Source organism: Citrobacter sp. BDA59-3, from assembly GCF_015167655.1.
GTDB classification, from domain to species: Bacteria; Pseudomonadota; Gammaproteobacteria; order Enterobacterales; family Enterobacteriaceae; genus Phytobacter; species Phytobacter diazotrophicus.
In genome coordinates this window covers 3,783,289-3,803,765 of record NZ_CP063427.1, presented here as the reverse complement: position 1 = coordinate 3,803,765, position 20,477 = coordinate 3,783,289, and the positions used below count along the sequence as shown (strand labels likewise).

Below are 20,477 nucleotides of genomic sequence, written 5' to 3'. Positions count from 1 at the left end.
ATGAAACGAATTGCAATTGCGCTACTGGCGTTTTGCGCAACGCTGACCTGCCAGGCGGCAACGCCCTGGCAGAAAATTACCCATCCGGTTGCGGGCACGCCGCAATCGATCGGTGCTTTCTCGAATGGCTGTATTGTTGGCGCGCATGAACTGCCGCTGCAATCCGATACCTACCAGGTCATGCGGACCGATCAGCGACGCTACTTTGGTCATCCGGACCTGATTCTGTTTATTCAGCGTCTGGGTAATCAGGTGCATAACCTGGGGCTGGGGACGGTGCTGGTGGGGGATATGGGCATGCCAGCCGGCGGGCGCTTTAACGGCGGTCACGCCAGCCACCAGACGGGGCTGGATGTGGACATTTTCCTGCAACTGCCGAAAGCACGCTGGAGCTCAGCGCAATTGTTAAAACCGCAGGCGCTGGATTTGGTTTCCAGCGATGGCAAGCAGGTGGTGTCGTCATTATGGAAACCTGAAATTACCAGCCTGATTAAGCTGGCGGCGAAGGATGACGACGTCACGCGCATTTTCGTCAACCCGGTCATTAAGCAGCAGTTATGTCTGGACGCCGGTACAGATCGCGACTGGCTGCGGAAAGTGCGCCCCTGGTTCCAGCATCGCGCGCATATGCATGTCCGTTTGCGCTGCCCGGCAGATAGCCTTGAGTGCCAGGATCAGCCTTTGCCGCCGGATGGCGACGGCTGTGGCGCGGAATTGCAAAGCTGGTTCAAACCGGCCAAACCTTCTACGACTCCTGAGAAGACGACACCACCGCCGCTGCCTGCTTCCTGTCAGGCATTACTGGATGAGCACGTATTGTAATGGATGCATTTCACGAGATATTTATGGTGTCGCCACTGCTTCTGGTGGTGCTTTTTGTGGTCGCCACGCTGGCGGGATTCATTGATGCGTTAGCCGGTGGCGGCGGTTTACTGACCGTACCTGCATTACTGGCCGCCGGGATGACCCCGGCGCAGGCGCTGGCCACCAATAAACTGCAGGCCTGCGGTGGTTCCATCTCTTCCACGCTCTATTTTTTGCGCCGTAAAGTGGTGAGTCTTGCCGATCAGAAACTCAATATTCTGATGACCTTTATTGGTTCAACGTCGGGTGCGCTGCTGGTTCAGCATGTTCAGTCTGATATTTTGCGCCAGATTTTGCCGGTCCTTATCATCTGTATTGGTCTCTACTTTTTGTTGATGCCAAAACTGGGTGAAGAGGACCGTCAACGTCGGCTGCATGGCCTGCCTTTCGCGCTGGTTGCGGGCGGCTGCGTGGGGTTCTATGACGGCTTTTTTGGCCCCGGTGCCGGGTCATTTTATGCGCTGGCGTTTGTCACGCTGGCCGGTTTTAACCTCGCCAAATCCACCGCACACGCCAAGGTGCTTAATGCCACCTCTAATATCGGCGGGCTGTTGCTGTTTATCATTGGCGGCAAGGTGATCTGGGCAACGGGCTTTGTGATGCTGGCGGGCCAGTTCCTGGGGGCGCGTCTGGGCTCACGTCTGGTGCTCAGCAAAGGGCAAAAACTCATTCGTCCGATGATTGTTATCGTCTCGGCAGTAATGAGCGCAAAATTACTTTATGACAGCCATGGGCAGGAGATCCTCCAGTTTCTGGGGGTGAGTGCATGAACACCACAACACATCACTACGAACAATTAATTACCCTTTTTGACGGCTGTTTTGCCGACGATTTTAATACCCGTCTGATTAAAGGCGACGACGAACCGATCTATCTTCCTGCTGATGAAGAAGTGCCTTATAACCGGATCGTCTTCGCTCACGGGTTCTACGCCAGCGCGTTGCATGAGATCTCCCACTGGTGTATCGCCGGGAAAGCCCGTCGCGAGCTGGTGGATTTTGGTTACTGGTACTGCCCGGATGGTCGTGATGCGGCGACCCAGTGTCAGTTTGAAGACGTAGAGGTTAAACCGCAGGCTTTTGACTGGTTGTTCTGCGTGGCGGCGGGTTATCCGTTTAACGTCAGCTGTGACAACCTGGAAGGGGATTTTGAACCGGATCGCGTTGTATTCCAGCGCCGCGTGCATGCGCAGGTAATGGAGTATCTCGACAAAGGGATCCCGGAACGTCCGGCGCGTTTTATTAAAGCGCTGCAAGATTACTACCACACGCCTGAACTAAAGGCGGAACACTTCCCCTGGCCGGAAGATTTATAACTGAGGAAAGAAGATGATCGCAGAATTTGAATCGCGCATTCTGGCGTTAATTGATGACATGGTAGAGCACGCCAGTGACGATGAGCTGTTTGCTGGCGGTTATCTGCGTGGGCACCTGACGCTGGCGGTGGCGGAACTGGAAGCGGGGGAGGATCATTCATCCGCAGCACTGCACGCCCGGGTGTCGGCGAGCCTGGAAAAAGCCATTCAGGCGGGTGAGTTGTCTCCGCCGGATCAGGCGCTGGTGATGGGGATGTGGGACACGCTGTTCCAGAAAGCGCAGGCACAGTAATCAAGCTTGCTTGTAGCCCGCTAAGCGTAGCGCCAGCGGGGGATATTCCCGGTGCAGCATGGGTGCGCGGGTTTCCCCCTCACCCTAACCCTCTCCCGTGGGAGAGGGGACAGATCGAGCAGGTTTTTCTCCCTCTCCTCGTGGCTGAGGAATCCCCAGTAATCTTACCTTTTACAGCGATAACGCCGCTTAATAAGAATAAAACCGTGGCAGCGATGACAGGGTCCGGCTGGAAATCGATGAGGCGTCGGCGGCTGACCGGGGCCGCCCGCAGGGAAGCGGGCGGAGGGGATAGCCTGCAAGGACGCAGGCTGGTCCCCGACCCGAAAATCAGCCGACATAAGCGTCATGGACCGCGTCAGCGGCGATTTTCCTGGCCGGGAGCGCGGGTCGCCAGGGGGGTGGCGGTGAGCCACCCTGGCACGTTAACGGGTTCTGTCGCGACAGAAAAGCAACGAACATAAGGTGAACGGAATGACCATCAGAGCCGCATTTTCCCCCTCACCCTGGCTCTCTCCCTCAGCGAGAAGGGACCGTTCGTGCTCGCATTTTTGTGGGGATTCCTCAGCCCCGTGGGAGAGGGCCGGGGGTGAGGGCATCAGCCTGCGCTCACTTAACCTGTTTTCCCTTCAACAATTTTCTCACCCACAGACGATTAGGATTCAGCGCGGCCAGCGTTTCACCATCCAGCGGCAATGGCTCCTCACTCATTTGCGAGGCCAGAATCTCCGCCGCCAGCGGCGCGCTGCATAATCCGCGTGAACCGAGCGCGCCAAGCATAAACAACCCGTCATAAACCGGTGCGCTCACCGTATCCGTTCTCTCTTGCGCAAGACTGGCATATGCATTCAGTGTCGCGGCGTAATCCGCCACATTACCCACTAACGGCAAATGATCCCGGGTTGCACAGCGCACACCGCAGCGCGCTTCACCGTCGCTGACATCAACATCTTTCGCCCACAGTGCCTGTGGGAAGCAGTTCAACAAACGCTGGCGGTTTTGCTGCTGATCCTCCTCGCTGTAAGCCGTCTCCTCCTGCCCACGGTGGTAGCTTGCGCCAATACAGTGATGCTGATTGTGCGGGTTTTGCGGTGTCAGATAACCGTCATAGCAGAGTACCTGACGCAGTTCGCCCAGTTTCGCCGTTGTGGGGATATGGCTGACCTGCCCGCCAACCGGGTAAACCGGCAGCTTTTCGGTCTGGGCGAAATGGCTGATGTGGTGCCCGTTCGCCAGCACGACGCAGGCATGAGCGCGCTGGCTGCCATCGGCAAACTCCAGCCGCCATTCGCCATCCTGCTGAACCAGGCTTGTCACCGGGTGGTCGTAGTGCACGCATAATCCCTGACGCTGTGCTAATGCCAATGCCGCCGCCGTCAATTGTGCCGGACACAGCCAGCCGCCAGCCGGATAATGAATACCGCCGCATCCGGTCTCTACGCCCGCCATTTGCGCGACCGCTTCGGCGCTGACCGCATGGGCAATGGCATCCGGCAGGCCCAGCGTCAGCATCTGGCTAATTTTTTGCTGACTTTTCTCGTCGTACCCCAGTTGGGTGACCCCGCACCAGTCATGATCGAAATCGACGGGCAGGGCGTCATACAGTCGACGGGCGAAGGTAAATGCGGCGGGGAAAAAGTGGGTCAGCGCCGGGTCATGTGCACTGAGCAGAGGATACAGCGCGCCTTGCCGATTGCCGGATGCCCCCTGTGCCGGTTCGCCATCGGCGCAGTAGAGCGTCACCTGCCAGCCGCGACGCAACAAGGCCAGCGATAGCAGCGCACTGGCGATACCGCCGCCGACAATCGCAGCAGCGCGTTTTTCCGTGCCAGTGCGGGCAAACCACGGCGCGCGCAGCACCGGCAGGGTGGCGCTTTCCAGTACCCCGGTGAGCATTTCCCGCTTGCGGCCAAACCCTTTGCTTTTGCGCATGGTGAAGCCTGCGTCCTGCAACCCACGGCGAACGAAACCAGCAGAGGTGAAAGTGGCCAGCGTCGCGCCGGGACGCGCCAGTCTCGCCATCGCGTTAAACAGGCCCTGTGTCCACATGTCCGGGTTTTTCGCCGGTGCAAAACCGTCGAGAAACCAGGCATCAACCTGCTGTTGTAGCGAATCATCTAAAGTCTCGGTCAGTTCATTGATATCGCCAAACCAGACATCCAGCGTCACCCGGCCGCCGTCCAGTAACAGGCGATGGCAACCGGCAAAGGGCAGCGGCCACTGCTGCTGTAACTGCTCTGCCCAGGGGGCCAGTTCCGGCCAGTGCTGGTGCGCCAGACGCAGATCGTCTTTCGTTAAGGGGAATTTTTCGAAACTGATGAAATGTAATCTTTCCAGGGTAGCCTGCGGACTGGCGCGGCGAAAGGCATCGAACGCCTGCCACAGGGTCAGGAAATTGAGACCCGTACCAAAGCCGCTTTCCGCGACGACAAACAGCGGGCGGGGATGTCCGACGAAACGCTCTGGTATACCGTTGCCGCCAAGGAAAACATAACGGGTCTCTTCGAGTCCGTTATCGTTAGAGAAATAGACGTCATCAAAATCTCGGGAAACAGGTGTACCCTCAGCGTTGAATTCGAGGTTGGCAGATTGTATAGCGGTTTGTTTCACGTAAGTTACTCGTCGGACAGGCAGTGCCATGATCTTAACGATGTGCGCCCCAGGGCGCAAATTTACCCATTAATTGTCTGATCGGACTTGTTCGGCGTACAACTGTACGCTATCTTGCGACACGAAAACTTAAATTAGTGCGACTTACAGGGGTATTGAATGAAACGTGCAGTGATTACTGGCCTGGGCATCGTTTCCAGCATCGGTAATAACCAGCAGGAAGTCCTGGCCTCTCTGCGTGAAGGACGCTCAGGGATCACTTTCTCTCAGGAATTCAAAGATTCCGGAATGCGCAGCCACGTATGGGGTAACGTCAAGCTGGATACAACCGGTTTGATTGACCGTAAAGTGGTTCGTTTCATGAACGATGCCTCTATCTATGCTTTTCTCTCCATGCAAGAAGCTATTGCGGATGCTGGCCTGAGCGCAGAGGTTTATCAGAACAACCCGCGTGTTGGCCTGATTGCCGGTTCTGGCGGCTCTTCAAAAGCGCAGGTCTTCGGTGCGGACGCAATGCGTAGCCCGCGCGGCCTGAAAGCAGTGGGACCGTATGTCGTGACCAAAGCAATGGGCTCTGCGGTTTCCGCGTGCCTCGCAACGCCGTTTAAAATTCACGGTGTGAACTATTCCATCAGCTCCGCCTGTGCCACTTCCGCACACTGTATCGGTAACGCGGTTGAGCAGATCCAACTGGGCAAACAGGACATCGTTTTTGCTGGCGGCGGCGAAGAGCTGGGCTGGGAAATGGCCTGTGAGTTCGACGCCATGGGCGCGCTGTCGACCAAATACAACGAAACCCCGGAAAAAGCGTCCCGTACCTATGACGCCCACCGTGATGGCTTCATCATCGCAGGCGGCGGCGGTATGGTTGTGGTTGAAGAACTGGAACATGCGCTGGCACGTGGCGCGCACATCTATGCTGAAATCGTGGGCTATGGCGCAACGTCTGATGGCGCTGACATGGTTGCGCCGTCAGGTGAGGGCGCAGTGCGCTGTATGAAGATGGCAATGCACGGTGTTGATACCCCGATCGACTACCTGAACTCCCACGGGACCTCTACGCCGGTAGGCGACGTAAAAGAGCTGGGGGCAATCCGCGAAGTGTTCGGCGACAACAGCCCGGCAATCTCCGCGACCAAAGCCATGACCGGTCACTCTCTGGGTGCCGCTGGCGTGCAGGAAGCAATCTACTCACTGCTGATGCTGGAGCATGGCTTTATCGCTCCGAGCATCAATATCGACGAGATGGATGAGCAGGCTGCTGGCCTGAACATCGTCACCAAACCGACTGACGCGACGCTGAATACCGTCATGTCCAACAGCTTCGGTTTCGGCGGTACTAACGCCACGCTGGTAATGCGTAAGCTCAAGTAATCCTTTGAATTTCGAAAAAGGGAGCCAACGGGCTCCCTTTTTTACGCGGTTTTTTATGCATTGACAAGCCGCTGCATGGGCAGGCAAACTTCACCCGCAACATTATCCCCCTGATAATGCGTAAGCGTTTAACGTTATCCAACGCACCTTAATCCTGAACATCAGGTAGAGGGGGCGTGGCTTTTTTTCCTCGCCTTACTCTGCGGTACGGAGTAATGCATGTCTGTAGAGACTCAAACACTTTCTTCCTCATCCGGTACGGGCACGAATGCGTTGCTGCGGCTGGTGATTGCTGTTTTTTTGACCTATATGACCATCGGGTTACCGTTGCCCGTCATTCCGCTCTTTGTGCACAACGAACTCGGTTACGGCAATACCATGGTGGGCATCGCCGTCGGTATCCAGTTTCTGGCGACCGTCCTGACGCGAGGCTATGCCGGGCGTCTGGCCGATCAGTTTGGCGCAAAGCGCTCGGCGCTACAGGGGATGTTGGCCTGCGGGCTGGCTGGCGTCGCCTGGTTGCTGGCGGCCTGGCTACCAGTAAGCGCACTGGCAAAATTCGGCTTGCTGATTGTTGGGCGTTTAATTCTGGGCTTTGGTGAAAGCCAGTTGCTCACAGGGACACTCGCCTGGGGGATGGGGCTGGTGGGGCCTAAACGTTCGGGCAAAGTGATGTCCTGGAACGGTATGGCAATTTACGGTGCGCTGGCCGTCGGCGCGCCGCTCGGTCTGCTCATTCACAGTCGTTTTGGTTTTGCCACCCTGGCGGCGATCACGATGGTTTTACCGCTGCTGGCGTGGGCATTTAATGGCGGCGTACAGAAAACGCCTGCTCATTCGGGGGAACGTCCCTCCCTGTGGGGCGTGGTCGGTCAAATCTGGCAGCCGGGCCTTGGCCTTGCGCTACAGGGTGTAGGTTTCGCGGTTATCGGTACCTTCGTTTCGCTCTACTTTGCCAGTAACGGCTGGGCAATGGCCGGGTTTACGCTGACGGCATTTGGCGGTGCCTTTGTTCTGATGCGTCTGCTGTTTGGCTGGATGCCGGATCGCTTTGGCGGCGTGCGGGTGGCAACTGTTTCGTTGATGGTGGAAACGGTGGGCCTGTTATTGCTCTGGCAGGCGCCGAACGCCTGGGTGGCGATGGCCGGTGCGGCATTGACCGGCTGTGGCTGTTCGTTGATTTTCCCGGCGTTGGGCGTTGAAGTGGTGAAACGCGTTGCCCCGCAGGTTCGCGGTACTGCACTGGGCGGGTATGCGGCATTTCAGGACATCGCGAACGGTATCAGCGGGCCACTTACCGGCTTGCTGGCAACCTCGCTCGGTTATCCGTCGGTATTCCTGGCCGCAGCAATTGCGGCGGTAACGGGCATTGTGGTGACGCTGATTTCATTTCGAAAATAATCGTCTTTTCCGGCCTTCATGATGAGGGCCGGAAATAATAAAAGCGCAACCTCTCATAATTCTGAATACTATTTTTGTCGTCAGAAAATAATTAAAAATACGCGCCAGACCACAGAAAAAACATATTGTTTTATTGGTGTAACATATTCCACTCATATAATTTTATGCAATATTCTCAGACAGTTATATTGCTGCTATAGTCAGGCTATCTTCGTACGTAAGTTATTCTTTTACTACTTTTTTAGAGAAAGGAGAGACGTATGCCTGGGTTTAAAGCAGATTTTCTGTGGGGTGGCGCGGTGGCGGCGCATCAGCTTGAAGGCGGCTGGCAGGAAGGCGGTAAAGGCGTCAGTGTCGCTGATGTGATGACCGCCGGGGCGCACGGCGTTCCGCGCGAAATTACCGATGGCGTCTTGCCGGGAAAAAACTACCCAAACCATGATGCCATCGACTTTTATCACCGCTATAAAGATGACATCAAACTCTTTGCGGAAATGGGGTTTAAATGTTTCCGTACGTCAATTGCCTGGACACGTATTTTCCCGAAAGGCGATGAATTAGAACCAAATGAAGCCGGCCTGCAGTTTTATGACGATCTTTTCGATGAATGTCTGAAATACAATATTGAACCGGTCATTACCCTCTCGCATTTCGAAATGCCTTATTACCTGGTCACTGAATACGGTGGCTGGCGTAACCGTAAGCTTATTGATTTCTTCGTGCGCTTCGCCAAAACGGTATTTACCCGCTACAAAGGTAAAGTGAAATACTGGATGACGTTTAACGAAATCAACAACCAGGCCAATTATCACGAAGATTTCGCGCCCTTTACCAACTCGGGCCTTAAATACAAAGAAGGTGAGGATCGTGAGCCGGTAATGTACCAGGCGGCACACTATGAGCTTGTCGCCAGTGCGCTGGCGGTGGAAGCCGGGCATGCGATTAACCCTGATTTCCAGATTGGCTGTATGATTGCCATGTGCCCGGTCTATCCACTCACCTGTAACCCGGACGACATGATGATGTCCGTCTCGGCGATGCACCGCCGTTACTGGTTTACCGATGTGCATGTTCGCGGTTATTACCCGCGCCATCTGCTAAATTACTTCGCCCGTAAAGGCTTTAAGCTTGATATTACCGAAGAAGATTTGCACATCCTTAAACGAGGCTGTGTGGATTATATCGGCTTTAGCTATTACATGTCGTTTGCCACCAAAGCCACTGCGGATAACCCGCAACTGGACTATGACGAAACGAAGAGTCTGGTGAAAAACCCGTATGTGAAAGCATCGGACTGGGGATGGCAGATCGATCCGGTGGGGCTGCGTTATTCACTGAACTATTTTTACGATCTTTATCAACTGCCGCTGTTTATTGTGGAGAACGGCTTCGGCGCTATCGATCAGAAAGAAAGTGACGGCTCGGTAAACGATCAGTACCGCATCGAATACCTGCAAAGCCACCTGCGCGAAATGAAAAAGGCGGTGGTGGAAGATGGCGTGGATCTGATGGGTTACACCCCGTGGGGCTGTATTGACCTGGTTTCTGCGGGTACGGGCGAAATGAAAAAACGCTACGGCTTTATCTATGTTGATAAAGATAACGAAGGCAAGGGGACACTTGAACGCAGCCGTAAGAAATCGTTCTGGTGGTACCAGCAGACAATTAAAAGTAACGGCGAAAACCTTTAACGACTATCCCCTCCAGCGGAGGGGATTTTTTTAGATAACCAGCCAGATAAGGGCGAAGGCAATAAGCAACGCGACCAGGAACAGACCAGGCCGGGTTGAGAGGTTTTTGACGCTTTCGATGATCGGCGCGAAAAGCGGGCTGTAGATCGGCTGAATATTTCGTGCTTCCAGCACACCCGAAGTTCGTTCTGCGCGATGTAAAAAAACCTGATTAAGAATGTCCTGCACCTGCGCCGTTGTCAGTACTGTCTGAGGCGTGGCCTGCCAGTTCTGACGGGCATAATCGGTGATAGTTTGCCACTCAACATTATCCAGCGGCTGCTTAAGCGCGGTTTGCACGCTTTGCAGTGTCGGGGAAGTCTGGGTGCTTAATGTCTGACGCGCCTGCAGCCAGGTCATTAAGTGGGTAAAATGTTTTGCCGGGATGAGCTCTCCGGTTTTCACGCCGGATAATTCCATCATTGATTGCCAAATCAATTTACCGGATTCACCCGTCGCAGCGGCCAGTTTGGTCACCGCCTGGTTGAGCGAATTGTGCTCAGCGGGCAACAGCGGGCGGTCTGTCGCCGGGCGTTGCAAGGGCTGAGGTACCGAAATCTGGTTGTTCTGCAGCAGCGTCAGCACCGTTTTAAGCTGCTCTGGCGTAAGCTGGCTCAGCGCCGTCTGACCAAACTGCTGGCGAATGAAGTCGCTAACCGCCTGACGGTTATTACCCTGACCGAGCAATTCCGTCAGTTGCGAGATAACCTGGCGGGTGGTGTGATTCTGCGTGGCGGTATCCAGGCGCTGGTTGAGATTCTGCTCTGCCGCCGGGAAATGGCGTGACAGCAGCGGCGCGTCATTCTTCAAACCCAAATCATGTTTAACCCCGGCCCAGACTTCGGCGCTCTGCTGTTGCGTGAGCGCCACCAGGCGAATAATCAACCGCTCCAGCACAGTGCGCTGGATTGTCGATAACGGCTGCTCTCCGGCGGCCAAAGTCGTGGGCGTAGGGTCTTGCCCCGGAGGGCGCGCGGGGGTGCCCTGAATGGGTTGCATCATGGAAATCCTCTGGGTCTCGCACGTCGTGTAGCGGCATTGCAGGTATGCCTGGCAGCGAGATTATGGCACACTTAAAAGCTTAACTCCCGTTCTCTAACCGGTACTGTAACGTGAAAATCCTTGTTGATGAAAATATGCCCTATGCCGGCGATTTGTTCCGTCGTCTGGGTGAGGTAAAAGCTGTGCCTGGTCGTCCCATTCCGGCTGCGGAATTGGCGGATGCGGATGCGCTGATGGTGCGTTCCGTGACGAAGGTGAATGAAGCGCTGCTCAGCGGTACGCCGATTAAATTCGTGGGTACGGCAACGGCGGGTACCGATCATGTTGACGAGCAATGGTTGCAGCAGGCGGGGATCGGTTTTTCTGCTGCTCCGGGGTGTAATGCCATTGCGGTTGTGGAATATGTTTTCTCATCCCTGATGCTGTTGGCCGAACGTGACGGTTTCGATCTGCGCGACCGCACCGTCGGGATTGTCGGAGTGGGTAATGTCGGCGGTCGTCTGCAGGCGCGCCTGGAAGCCTGGGGGGTACGCACGTTGCTGTGCGATCCGCCGCGTGCCGACCGTGGCGATGAGGGTGATTTTCTGCCGCTCGACGCCCTGGTGCGTGAAGCTGATGTGCTGACCTTCCACACGCCGCTGTTTAAAGACGGGCCGTATAAAAGCTGGCATCTGGCGGATGAAGAGGTAATTAGCCGCCTGAAACCTGGCGCTATTCTGATTAATGCCTGCCGGGGCCCGGTGGTGGATAACGCCGCCCTGTTGCGTCGTCTGGAGGCCGGTCAGCCGCTGAGCGTTATCCTTGACGTCTGGGAACCGGAGCCGGATCTCGACGTGGCGCTGCTGGCAAAAGTGGATATCGGTACTGCGCATATCGCTGGCTACACGCTGGAAGGGAAAGCACGTGGCACCACGCAGGTATTCGAAGCGTTTAGCGATTTTATCGGCAAACGTCAGCAGGTTGCGCTGGATACGCTGCTGCCTGCGCCGGAATTCGGTCGCATTACGCTGCACGGCCCGCTCGATCAGTCGATCCTAAAAAGACTCATTCATTTGGTGTATGATGTGCGCCGCGACGATGCACTGCTGCGAAAAGTGGCGGGCATCCCGGGTGAGTTCGACAAGCTGCGTAAAAATTATCTTGAGCGTCGGGAATGGTCATCGCTGTATGTGCAGTGTGATGACGACCAGGCGGCTACACTGCTGCAAAAGCTGGGTTTCAACGCTGTCCATCACCCAATTCGTTAATGTCATCTTAATGCTACCTGCCGGATACTCCGGCGGGTACGCTTTTTTCTGGAGTAAATCACCATGTCTGAAGGCTGGAATATTGCCGTACTGGGCGCGACAGGCGCTGTCGGAGAAGCCTTACTCGAAACGCTTGCGGAGCGTGAGTACCCGGTGGGCGATTTGTATGCGCTGGCGCGTAATGAAAGCGCCGGTGAGACGCTGCGTTTTGGCGGAAAAACCGTACGCGTTCAGGATGTTGCGGAATTTGACTGGACGCAGGCGCAACTGGCGTTCTTTGTCGCCGGCGCTCAGGCGACGGCTGAGAATATTGAAGAAGCCACCAACGCCGGTTGTCTGGTGATTGATACCAGCGGTCTGTTCGCGCTGGAGCCGGATGTGCCGCTGGTTGTGCCAGAGGTGAACCCGTTTGTCCTGGCCGATTACCGCAATCGTAATCTCATTGCCGTGCCGGATAGCCTGACCAGCCAGTTGCTGATCGCGCTGAAACCGCTGATCGACGAAGGTGGCCTGTCACGTATTGGCGTGACCAGTCTGCTCTCCGTGTCGGCGCAGGGCAAACAGGCGGTGGATGCCCTTGCCGGGCAAAGTGCGAAGTTGCTCAACGGCATTCCGATCGACGAGGACGACTTCTTTGGCCGGCAACTGGCGTTCAACATGCTGCCTATTCTGCCGGACCGTGAAGGTACGGTTCTGGAAGAGCGTCGTCTGGTGGACCAGGTGCGTAAAATTCTGCAGGACGACGGGCTGATGATATCCGCGAACTGCGTCCGCGCGCCGGTCTTTTATGGTCACGCGCAGATGGTCAGCTTCGAAGCGCTGCGTCCACTGGCGGCAGAAGAGGCCCGTGATGCGTTTGCCCGCGGTGAAGATATTGTGCTGTCCGAAGAGAATGAATTCCCGACCCAGGTTGGCGATGCTTCCGGTAGCGCTCATCTCTCTGTCAGTTGCGTACGTAACGATTATGGCCTGCCTGAACAGATTCAGTTCTGGTCGGTGGCAGATAACGTACGTTTTGGTGGGGCGCTTATGGCGGTGAAAATCGCTGAGAAACTGGTACAGGAGTACCTGTACTAATGTCAGATGTTGTTGAACAACCGCTGTTGAAAATTGCGCTCGGTATTGAGTACGACGGCAGTAAATATTACGGCTGGCAGCGTCAGCAAGAAGTACGCAGCGTGCAGGAAAAACTGGAAAAAGCGTTGTCGCAGGTCGCCAATGAGCCGGTGACGGTTTTTTGTGCCGGGCGTACCGATGCCGGTGTGCATGCCACAGGGCAGGTGGTCCATTTTGAGACTCGCGCGGTACGTAAAGACGCGGCCTGGACCTTGGGCGTAAATGCGAATTTACCTGGAGACATCGCGGTACGTTGGGTGAAAGATGTGCCCGATGATTTCCACGCGCGGTTTAGCGCGACAGCGCGTCGTTATCGCTACGTTATCTACAATCATCGTTTACGCCCGGCGGTACTGAACCAGGGGGTGACGCATTATCACCTGCCCCTTGATGCGGAGCGCATGCAGCGTGCGGCGCAATGTCTGCTGGGTGAAAATGATTTTACCTCGTTTCGCGCGGTACAGTGCCAGTCGCGCACGCCGTGGCGCAACATGATGCACATTAACGTTCAGCGTTATGGTGCGTATGTGGTGGTGGATATCAAAGCGAATGCCTTTGTACACCATATGGTGAGAAACATTGTCGGTAGCCTGATGGAGGTGGGTGCCAACAACCAGCCGGAGAGCTGGATAGCAGAGCTACTGGCGGCTAAGGACAGAACGCTGGCGGCAGCAACGGCGAGAGCAGAAGGGTTGTATCTGGTGTCGGTTGATTATCCGGACCGTTTCAACTTACCCCGCCCGCCAATGGGTCCGCTGTTTCTCGCGGACTAGTCGCAATCAACCAAGGCTTAGACAATATGGACGTAATTCGCTTTCTTATTGATTTCATTCTGCATATTGATGTTCATCTGGCGGAGCTGGTCGCGCAATACGGTATCTGGGTATACGCGATCCTGTTTCTGATTTTGTTCTGCGAAACCGGGCTGGTGGTCACGCCGTTTTTACCGGGGGATTCGCTGCTGTTCGTCGCGGGCGCGCTGGCCTCACTGCCCACGAACGATATCAACGTTCACGTTATGGTGATGCTGATGCTTGTTGCGGCCATTCTCGGCGATGCGGTGAATTACACGATAGGGCGCCTGTTCGGCGACAAGCTATTTAGCAACCCGAACTCGAAAGTGTTCCGTCGCAGCTATCTCGATAAAACCCATCAGTTTTATGAGAAACACGGTGGCAAAACCATTATTCTTGCCCGCTTTATCCCCATTGTGCGGACGTTCGCGCCTTTCGTTGCCGGGATGGGGCATATGTCCTATCGTCATTTCGCGGCGTTCAACGTGATCGGGGCGCTGTTATGGGTGCTACTGTTTACTTATGCTGGCTACTTCTTCGGTACGCTGCCGATGGTGCAGGAAAATCTTAAATTACTGATTGTCGCGATCATCGTGGTGTCTATACTTCCTGGGGTGATTGAGATCATTCGCCACCGTCGTGCTGCAGCGCGGCAGGCAAAATAAGATGTCTATGGCGGTTCGACCACTTTTTTATCCCAAGTTGCGAACTGTTATGTTTTAATGTGCCCCATTTATGGGCTACCAGGTTCATGTATAAAGGTTATCAATGAGCTGGATTGAACGAATCAAAAGCAATATTACCCCCACCCGTAAGGCGAGCATCCCTGAGGGCGTGTGGACGAAATGCGATAGCTGCGGCCAGGTACTGTATCGTGCCGAGCTGGAGCGTAACCTTGAGGTCTGCCCGAAGTGTGACCACCATATGCGCATGACTGCGCGTAACCGCCTGCATACATTGCTGGACGAAGGTTCACTGGTGGAACTGGGTAGCGAACTCGAGCCGAAAGACGTGCTCAAGTTCCGTGACTCCAAAAAATACAAAGACCGTCTGGCGACGGCACAGAAAGAGACCGGCGAAAAAGATGCGCTGGTGGTAATGAAAGGCACGCTGCATGGTATGCCGGTTGTCGCGGCAGCGTTTGAATTCGCCTTTATGGGCGGCTCAATGGGCTCTGTCGTGGGTGCGCGTTTTGTTCGCGCCGTTGAGCAGGCGCTGGAAGATAACTGTCCGTTGATCTGTTTCTCCGCCTCGGGTGGCGCACGTATGCAGGAAGCGCTGATGTCGCTGATGCAGATGGCGAAAACCTCCGCAGCGCTGGCGAAGATGCAAGAGCGCGGCCTGCCGTATATCTCTGTACTGACTGACCCAACCATGGGCGGTGTTTCCGCGAGTTTCGCGATGCTGGGCGACCTGAATATTGCCGAGCCGAAAGCGCTCATTGGTTTTGCCGGCCCGCGCGTTATTGAGCAGACCGTACGTGAAAAACTGCCGCCGGGATTCCAGCGCAGTGAATTCCTGATTGAAAAAGGGGCGATCGACATGATCGTTCGTCGTCCGGAAATGCGCCTGAAACTGGCCAGCATCCTGGCGAAGCTGACCAATCAGCCAGCGCCGAGCCCGGATGCGCCACGTGAAAGCGTGGTGGTGCCCCCGGTGCCCGATCAGGAAGCCGAGGCCTGATAATACCGAAGGGCAGGGCCATCACGGCGCTGCCCTTTTGCTTTTTACATCGTCAAACATCCTACGGGCATCATGGAAAATAAACGCATTTTGCAAGCCACGTCGCCCCTGGCCGCGTGGCTTTCTTATCTGGAAAACCTGCACAGCAAAACCATTGACCTGGGACTTGAGCGCGTAAGCCAGGTTGCAGCGCGTCTTGATGTTTTGCGACCGGCGCCGTTTGTCTTTACCGTTGCGGGAACCAATGGTAAAGGCACGACTTGCCGTACTCTCGAATCCATTCTCCTGGCGGCCGGATATCGTGTGGGTGTCTACAGTTCGCCGCATCTTATCCGTTATACCGAGCGCGTCCGCGTACAGGGCGAGGAGCTGACGGAACTCGATCACACCCGTTCTTTTGCCGAAATTGAAGCGGTGCGCGGTGAAACCTCATTAACCTATTTTGAATACGGTACGCTGTCGGCGCTGTGGCTGTTTAAACAGGCGAAGCTGGACGTTGTTATCCTCGAAGTGGGACTGGGCGGGCGTCTTGACGCCACCAATATGGTCGATGCGGATGTCGCCGTGGTAACCAGCATTGCGCTTGATCATACCGACTGGCTGGGGCCAGACAGAGAAAGTATCGGTCGCGAAAAAGCGGGCGTCTTCCGGGGCGGTAAACCGGCGGTAGTCGGCGAAAGCGATATGCCGTATACCATCGGCGAGGTGGCTGTGGAAAAAGGCGCTCTGCTGATGCGCCGGGGCGTAGACTGGCAGTATGAAGTAGAGCAGGGCCAGTGGCGTTTTCGCGACGGCCAGGGCGAGTTGACCGGTTTACCGCTGCCGCAGGTGCCGCAGCCAAATGCCGCAACGGCGCTTGCAGCACTGCGGGCCAGTGGGCTGGCGGTGAGCGAGCAGGCTATTCGTGACGGTATCGCGTCGGCGATTTTGCCTGGTCGCTTTCAGATTGTGGCTGAAAACCCACGTCTTATTCTGGATGTGGCGCATAATCCTCATGCGGCGGCTTACCTTGCCGGGCGGCTGGCTGCAGAGCCTAAGCGCGGTCGCGTGCTGGCGGTCATCGGCATGCTGCATGATAAAGACATCGCCGGAACACTCGCCTGTCTGGAGCCCGTGGTCGATAGCTGGTATTGTGCCCCTCTGGAGGGGCCACGCGGTGCGACGGCAGAACAGTTGATGGCGCACTTACCGCAAGGGAAGGCGTATCAACACGTTGCGCAGGCCTGGCAGGCAGCGATGGCGGAGGCCACAGCAGAAGATACCGTGCTGGTGTGTGGTTCATTCCATACGGTGGCACATGTCATGGAAGCGATGGAAGCGGGGAGAACCGGTGGCAAGTAAGTTTCAGAACCGTTTGATGGGAACCATTGTGCTGGTTGCGCTCGGGGTGATTATTCTGCCCGGGCTGCTGGACGGGCAAAAAAAGCATTATCAGGATGAGTTCGCCGCCATTCCTCTGGTACCCAAACCCGGCGATCGTGATGAGCCGGATATGATGCCAGCGGCCACGCAGGCGCTCCCGGCTCAGCCGCCGGAAGGGGCAGCGGAAGAGGTGCAGGCTGGCGAGGCGGCAGCGCCGTCGCTGGATGCCTCCCGGCGGGCTGTCAGTGGGGCGACGACGCCGGATGTCACGACGCAACCCGTCGCGCCGAAGCAGGTTGAACAGCCAAAACCGGTTGAGAAGCCCAAGCCACAGCCACAGAAACCCGCAGAACAGGTGGCGGCAATCCCGCCAGCGGATCAGCCGCCCGCGGCGGATAAGTCTGCGCCAGTGGGTAAAGCCTGGGTGGTACAACTGGGTGCGCTTAAGAACGCTGACAAAGTTAATGAAATTGTCGGTAAACTGCGCGGTGCAGGTTATCGCGTTTATACTGCGCCCACCACGCCAGTACAGGGTAAAATCACCCGCATCCTGGTCGGTCCGGATGCATCAAAAGATAAACTCAAGGGGTCGCTTGAGGAGCTTAAGCAACTGTCAGGCTTGAGCGGTGTGGTAATGGGGTATAGCGCGAACTAGCGTGCGTTTTGTTCCCCCTCACCCTAACCCTCTCCCCAAAGGGGGCGAGGGGATGGTTTGCTCCCTCTCCCTTGAGGGAGAGGGCCGGGGTGAGGGGGTAAATACGAATTCAAAAACACGCCCGAAGAGGCTAAAGATCCGATGGCGTTGAATATTTTTTCAGCGCCATTTTTATTTACGCGCGGGAAGGAAATCCCTACGCAAACGTTTTCTTTTTCTGTTAGAATGCGCCCCGAACTGGATGACAGGGCGTAAATCGTGGGACACATATGGTCTGGATTGATTACGCCATCATCGCGGTGATTGGTTTTTCCTGTCTGGTTAGCCTCATCCGCGGCTTTGTTCGTGAAGCGTTATCACTGGTGACATGGGGTTGTGCTTTCTTTGTTGCCAGTCATTACTACACTTACCTGTCAGTCTGGTTTACGGGCTTTGAAGACGAACTGGTGCGCAATGGGATATCCATCGCCATCCTGTTCATCGCGACGCTGATTGTTGGCGCTATCGTCAATTACGTGATAGGTCAACTTGTGGAGAAAACCGGCCTGTCGGGTACAGACAGGGTGTTGGGGATCTGTTTTGGCGCGCTACGCGGGGTGCTAATTGTCGCCGCCATTCTGTTCTTTCTCGATACCTTTACGGGCCTGTCAAAAAGCGAAGACTGGCAGAAGTCGCAGCTTATCCCGCAATTCAGTTTCATCATCAGATGGTTCTTTGACTATCTGCAAAGTTCGTCAAGTTTCTTGCCCAGAGCGTAATCGCTCTGAGATGTGGCTTAACGAGGAAAAGACGTATGTGCGGTATTGTCGGTATCGCCGGTGTTATGCCGGTCAACCAGTCGATTTATGACGCGTTAACGGTGCTTCAGCACCGTGGTCAGGATGCCGCTGGCATCATCACGATCGATGCAAATAATTGTTTCCGTCTGCGCAAAGCAAATGGTCTGGTCAACGATGTTTTCGAAGCCCGCCATATGCAGCGTCTTCAGGGCAACATGGGTATCGGCCATGTGCGTTACCCAACCGCTGGCAGCTCCAGCGCCTCCGAGGCTCAGCCTTTTTACGTTAACTCCCCTTACGGCATCACGCTTGCCCATAACGGCAACCTGACCAATGCCCATGAGCTGCGCAAAAAGCTGTTTGAAGAAAAACGCCGCCACATCAACACCACGTCTGATTCCGAAATCCTGCTGAATATTTTCGCCAGCGAGCTGGATAATTTCCGCCATTATCCGCTGGAAGCAGACAACATTTTCGCCGCTGTCGCCGCGACCAACCGCCAGATACGTGGCGCGTATGCATGTGTTGCGATGATCATCGGCCACGGTATGGTTGCTTTCCGCGACCCGAACGGTATTCGTCCACTGGTACTGGGTAAACGCGATATTGGTGATGGCCGCACTGAGTACATGGTGGCGTCAGAAAGCGTGGCGCTCGATACGCTGGGCTTTGAATTCCTGCGCGATATCGCGCCGGGCGAAGCTGTCTACATCACCGAAAAAGGCCAGTTGTTTACCCGCCAGTGTGCGGATAATCCGGTCAGCAACCCGTGCCTGTTCGAATACGTCTATTTTGCGCGTCCGGACTCCTTCATCGACAAAATCTCCGTCTACAGCGCACGTGTCAATATGGGCACGAAGCTTGGCGAGAAGATTGCGCGTGAATGGGAAGATCTGGATATCGACGTGGTTATTCCCATCCCGGAAACCTCCTGCGATATCGCGCTGGAAATCGCCCGCATTCTTGGCAAGCCGTACCGTCAGGGTTTTGTGAAAAACCGCTACGTTGGCCGGACCTTTATCATGCCGGGTCAGCAACTGCGTCGCAAATCCGTCCGCCGTAAGCTGAACGCGAACCGCGCTGAGTTCCGCGATAAAAACGTGCTGCTGGTGGATGACTCCATCGTACGTGGTACCACTTCTGAGCAGATTATCGAGATGGCCCGTGAAGCCGGGGCGAAGAAAGTGTACCTCGCCTCTGCGGCGCCGGAAATTCGTTTCCCGAACGTCTACGGTATCGATATGCCGACCGCGAACGAACTGATTGCACATGGTCGTGAAGTGGATGAGATTCGCCAGATCATCGGCGCTGATGGCCTGATTTTCCAGGATCTAACCGATCTGATCGACGCTGTTCGCGCGGAAAACCCGGATATCCAGCAGTTCGAGTGCTCAGTCTTCAATGGCATCTATGTCACCAAAGACGTGGATCAGGGGTATCTCGACTACCTCGACTCGCTGCGTAACGACGATGCGAAAGCCGTGCAGATGCAGAACGATCTCGAAAGCTTAGAGATGCACAACGAAGGGTAATCGACCCGTTTTCGCCCTCTCCGCCCGGAGGGGGCGCTCATCAGTTGCAACTGTTGGCATAATCCGGCAAAGTCTGCCTCAGTGTAGATAAAGGCGACGGATATGAAACGACTCATTGTGGGGATCTCAGGGGCCAGCGGCGCGATTTACGGCGTGCGCTTGTTGCAGGTATTACGCGACGTGGCGGACATTGAAACCCATCTGGTGATGAGCCCGGCCGCGCGCCAGACCCTCTCTCTCGAAACCGATTTTTCCCTGCGTGATGTTCAGGCTATGGCGGATGTGGTGCATGATGCCCGCGATATCGCTGCTAACATCTCTTCCGGCTCATTTAAGACCGCAGGCATGGTCGTATTGCCCTGTTCGATAAAAACGCTCTCTGGCATTGTGCACAGCTATACAGACGGCCTGTTGACGCGTGCGGCGGATGTGGTGTTAAAAGAGCGTCGCCCGCTGGTGCTGTGCGTGCGTGAAACACCGTTGCATTTAGGCCATCTGCGTTTGATGACGCAGGCCGCAGAATTGGGGGCTGTTATCATGCCGCCGGTCCCTGCGTTTTACCATGCGCCGAAAACGCTGGATGACATTATTAACCAGACCGTGAACCGCGTTCTGGATCAATTTGATATCGCTCTGCCTGAAGATCTGTTCATCCGCTGGCAGGGGGGAAATGCCTCCAGATAGTGCGCATCATTGCCCGATGCCCTTTTTTAGGGCATTT

The 20,477-nt window shown here is 55.6% G+C and carries 20 protein-coding genes; 18 read left to right on the top strand and 2 right to left on the bottom strand.

The window, feature by feature from the left end; all coding sequences use genetic code 11:
* From mepA to IP582_RS17945, 5 genes are all read left to right on the top strand, one after another.
* A complete protein-coding gene (mepA, locus tag IP582_RS17965; protein WP_193793996.1) occupies positions 1-822 on the top strand; it encodes a penicillin-insensitive murein endopeptidase in 822 nt (273 codons plus the stop codon).
* Positions 822-1,634 carry a sulfite exporter TauE/SafE family protein gene (locus tag IP582_RS17960; protein ID WP_193793995.1) on the top strand — a complete coding sequence of 271 codons (813 nt, stop codon included), beginning with the start codon at positions 822-824 and terminating at the stop codon, positions 1,632-1,634. Before mepA ends, IP582_RS17960 begins: the two co-directional genes overlap by 1 nt.
* The gene (locus IP582_RS17955) at positions 1,631-2,179 is read left to right on the top strand and encodes an elongation factor P hydroxylase (protein ID WP_039079837.1); all 549 of its coding nucleotides are present in this window, start codon (positions 1,631-1,633) and stop codon (positions 2,177-2,179) included. The genes IP582_RS17960 and IP582_RS17955 overlap by 4 nt, the downstream gene beginning before the upstream one ends.
* A gap of 13 nt (positions 2,180-2,192) precedes the next feature.
* The gene (locus IP582_RS17950) at positions 2,193-2,471 is read left to right on the top strand and encodes a YfcL family protein (protein WP_039079838.1); all 279 of its coding nucleotides are present in this window, start codon (positions 2,193-2,195) and stop codon (positions 2,469-2,471) included.
* A gap of 239 nt (positions 2,472-2,710) precedes the next feature.
* On the top strand, positions 2,711-2,935 hold the full coding sequence (locus IP582_RS17945) for a hypothetical protein (RefSeq protein ID WP_193793994.1): 225 nt from the start codon (positions 2,711-2,713) through the stop codon (positions 2,933-2,935).
* 145 nt (positions 2,936-3,080) lie between these two features.
* Here the strand turns inward: IP582_RS17945 and mnmC are convergent, their stop codons facing one another.
* Positions 3,081-5,081, bottom strand: a complete 2,001-nt coding sequence (mnmC, locus tag IP582_RS17940; RefSeq protein WP_193793993.1) for a bifunctional tRNA (5-methylaminomethyl-2-thiouridine)(34)-methyltransferase MnmD/FAD-dependent 5-carboxymethylaminomethyl-2-thiouridine(34) oxidoreductase MnmC — start codon at positions 5,079-5,081, stop codon at positions 3,081-3,083.
* Between the two features lie 159 nt (positions 5,082-5,240).
* Between mnmC and fabB the strand changes: the two genes are divergently transcribed.
* The 3 genes from fabB to IP582_RS17925 all read left to right on the top strand — a co-directional run bounded on the left by fabB (position 5,241) and on the right by IP582_RS17925 (position 9,547).
* The gene (fabB, locus tag IP582_RS17935) at positions 5,241-6,455 is read left to right on the top strand and encodes a beta-ketoacyl-ACP synthase I (protein WP_039079840.1); all 1,215 of its coding nucleotides are present in this window, start codon (positions 5,241-5,243) and stop codon (positions 6,453-6,455) included.
* 219 nt (positions 6,456-6,674) lie between these two features.
* Positions 6,675-7,856, top strand: a complete 1,182-nt coding sequence (locus IP582_RS17930; protein ID WP_039079841.1) for an MFS transporter — start codon at positions 6,675-6,677, stop codon at positions 7,854-7,856.
* Between the two features lie 260 nt (positions 7,857-8,116).
* A complete protein-coding gene (locus IP582_RS17925) occupies positions 8,117-9,547 on the top strand; it encodes a 6-phospho-beta-glucosidase (protein ID WP_193793992.1) in 1,431 nt (476 codons plus the stop codon).
* Positions 9,548-9,577: 30 nt separating this feature from the next.
* On the opposite strand, the gene flk is transcribed toward IP582_RS17925, so the two are convergent.
* Positions 9,578-10,585 carry a flagella biosynthesis regulator Flk gene (flk, locus tag IP582_RS17920; RefSeq protein WP_193796301.1) on the bottom strand — a complete coding sequence of 336 codons (1,008 nt, stop codon included), beginning with the start codon at positions 10,583-10,585 and terminating at the stop codon, positions 9,578-9,580.
* 113 nt (positions 10,586-10,698) lie between these two features.
* Here flk and pdxB point away from each other — a divergent pair, with 113 nt between their 5' ends.
* The 10 genes from pdxB to IP582_RS17870 all read left to right on the top strand — a co-directional run bounded on the left by pdxB (position 10,699) and on the right by IP582_RS17870 (position 20,440).
* Positions 10,699-11,835, top strand: a complete 1,137-nt coding sequence (pdxB, locus tag IP582_RS17915) for a 4-phosphoerythronate dehydrogenase PdxB (RefSeq protein ID WP_039079844.1) — start codon at positions 10,699-10,701, stop codon at positions 11,833-11,835.
* Positions 11,836-11,898: 63 nt separating this feature from the next.
* Positions 11,899-12,912: an aspartate-semialdehyde dehydrogenase gene (locus IP582_RS17910; protein WP_193793991.1), complete on the top strand. Its 1,014-nt coding sequence runs from the start codon at positions 11,899-11,901 to the stop codon at positions 12,910-12,912.
* Positions 12,912-13,724, top strand: a complete 813-nt coding sequence (gene truA, locus IP582_RS17905; RefSeq protein WP_039079846.1) for a tRNA pseudouridine(38-40) synthase TruA — start codon at positions 12,912-12,914, stop codon at positions 13,722-13,724. Before IP582_RS17910 ends, truA begins: the two co-directional genes overlap by 1 nt.
* A 26-nt stretch (positions 13,725-13,750) precedes the next feature.
* Positions 13,751-14,410 carry a DedA family protein gene (locus IP582_RS17900; RefSeq protein WP_039079847.1) on the top strand — a complete coding sequence of 220 codons (660 nt, stop codon included), beginning with the start codon at positions 13,751-13,753 and terminating at the stop codon, positions 14,408-14,410.
* Positions 14,411-14,513: 103 nt separating this feature from the next.
* Positions 14,514-15,428 carry an acetyl-CoA carboxylase, carboxyltransferase subunit beta gene (gene accD, locus IP582_RS17895; RefSeq protein ID WP_039079848.1) on the top strand — a complete coding sequence of 305 codons (915 nt, stop codon included), beginning with the start codon at positions 14,514-14,516 and terminating at the stop codon, positions 15,426-15,428.
* 72 nt (positions 15,429-15,500) lie between these two features.
* Complete coding sequence (gene folC, locus IP582_RS17890; protein ID WP_193793990.1) at positions 15,501-16,769, top strand: bifunctional tetrahydrofolate synthase/dihydrofolate synthase; 1,269 nt, start codon at positions 15,501-15,503, stop codon at positions 16,767-16,769.
* A complete protein-coding gene (dedD, locus tag IP582_RS17885; protein WP_193793989.1) occupies positions 16,759-17,445 on the top strand; it encodes a cell division protein DedD in 687 nt (228 codons plus the stop codon). The genes folC and dedD overlap by 11 nt, the downstream gene beginning before the upstream one ends.
* A 269-nt stretch (positions 17,446-17,714) precedes the next feature.
* Positions 17,715-18,203: a colicin V production protein gene (gene cvpA, locus IP582_RS17880; protein ID WP_039079851.1), complete on the top strand. Its 489-nt coding sequence runs from the start codon at positions 17,715-17,717 to the stop codon at positions 18,201-18,203.
* A 35-nt stretch (positions 18,204-18,238) separates the two neighbouring features.
* Positions 18,239-19,756: an amidophosphoribosyltransferase gene (purF, locus tag IP582_RS17875; RefSeq protein ID WP_039079852.1), complete on the top strand. Its 1,518-nt coding sequence runs from the start codon at positions 18,239-18,241 to the stop codon at positions 19,754-19,756.
* A 102-nt stretch (positions 19,757-19,858) separates the two neighbouring features.
* The gene (locus tag IP582_RS17870; RefSeq protein WP_071196206.1) at positions 19,859-20,440 is read left to right on the top strand and encodes a UbiX family flavin prenyltransferase; all 582 of its coding nucleotides are present in this window, start codon (positions 19,859-19,861) and stop codon (positions 20,438-20,440) included.
* Positions 20,441-20,477 lie beyond the last annotated feature (37 nt).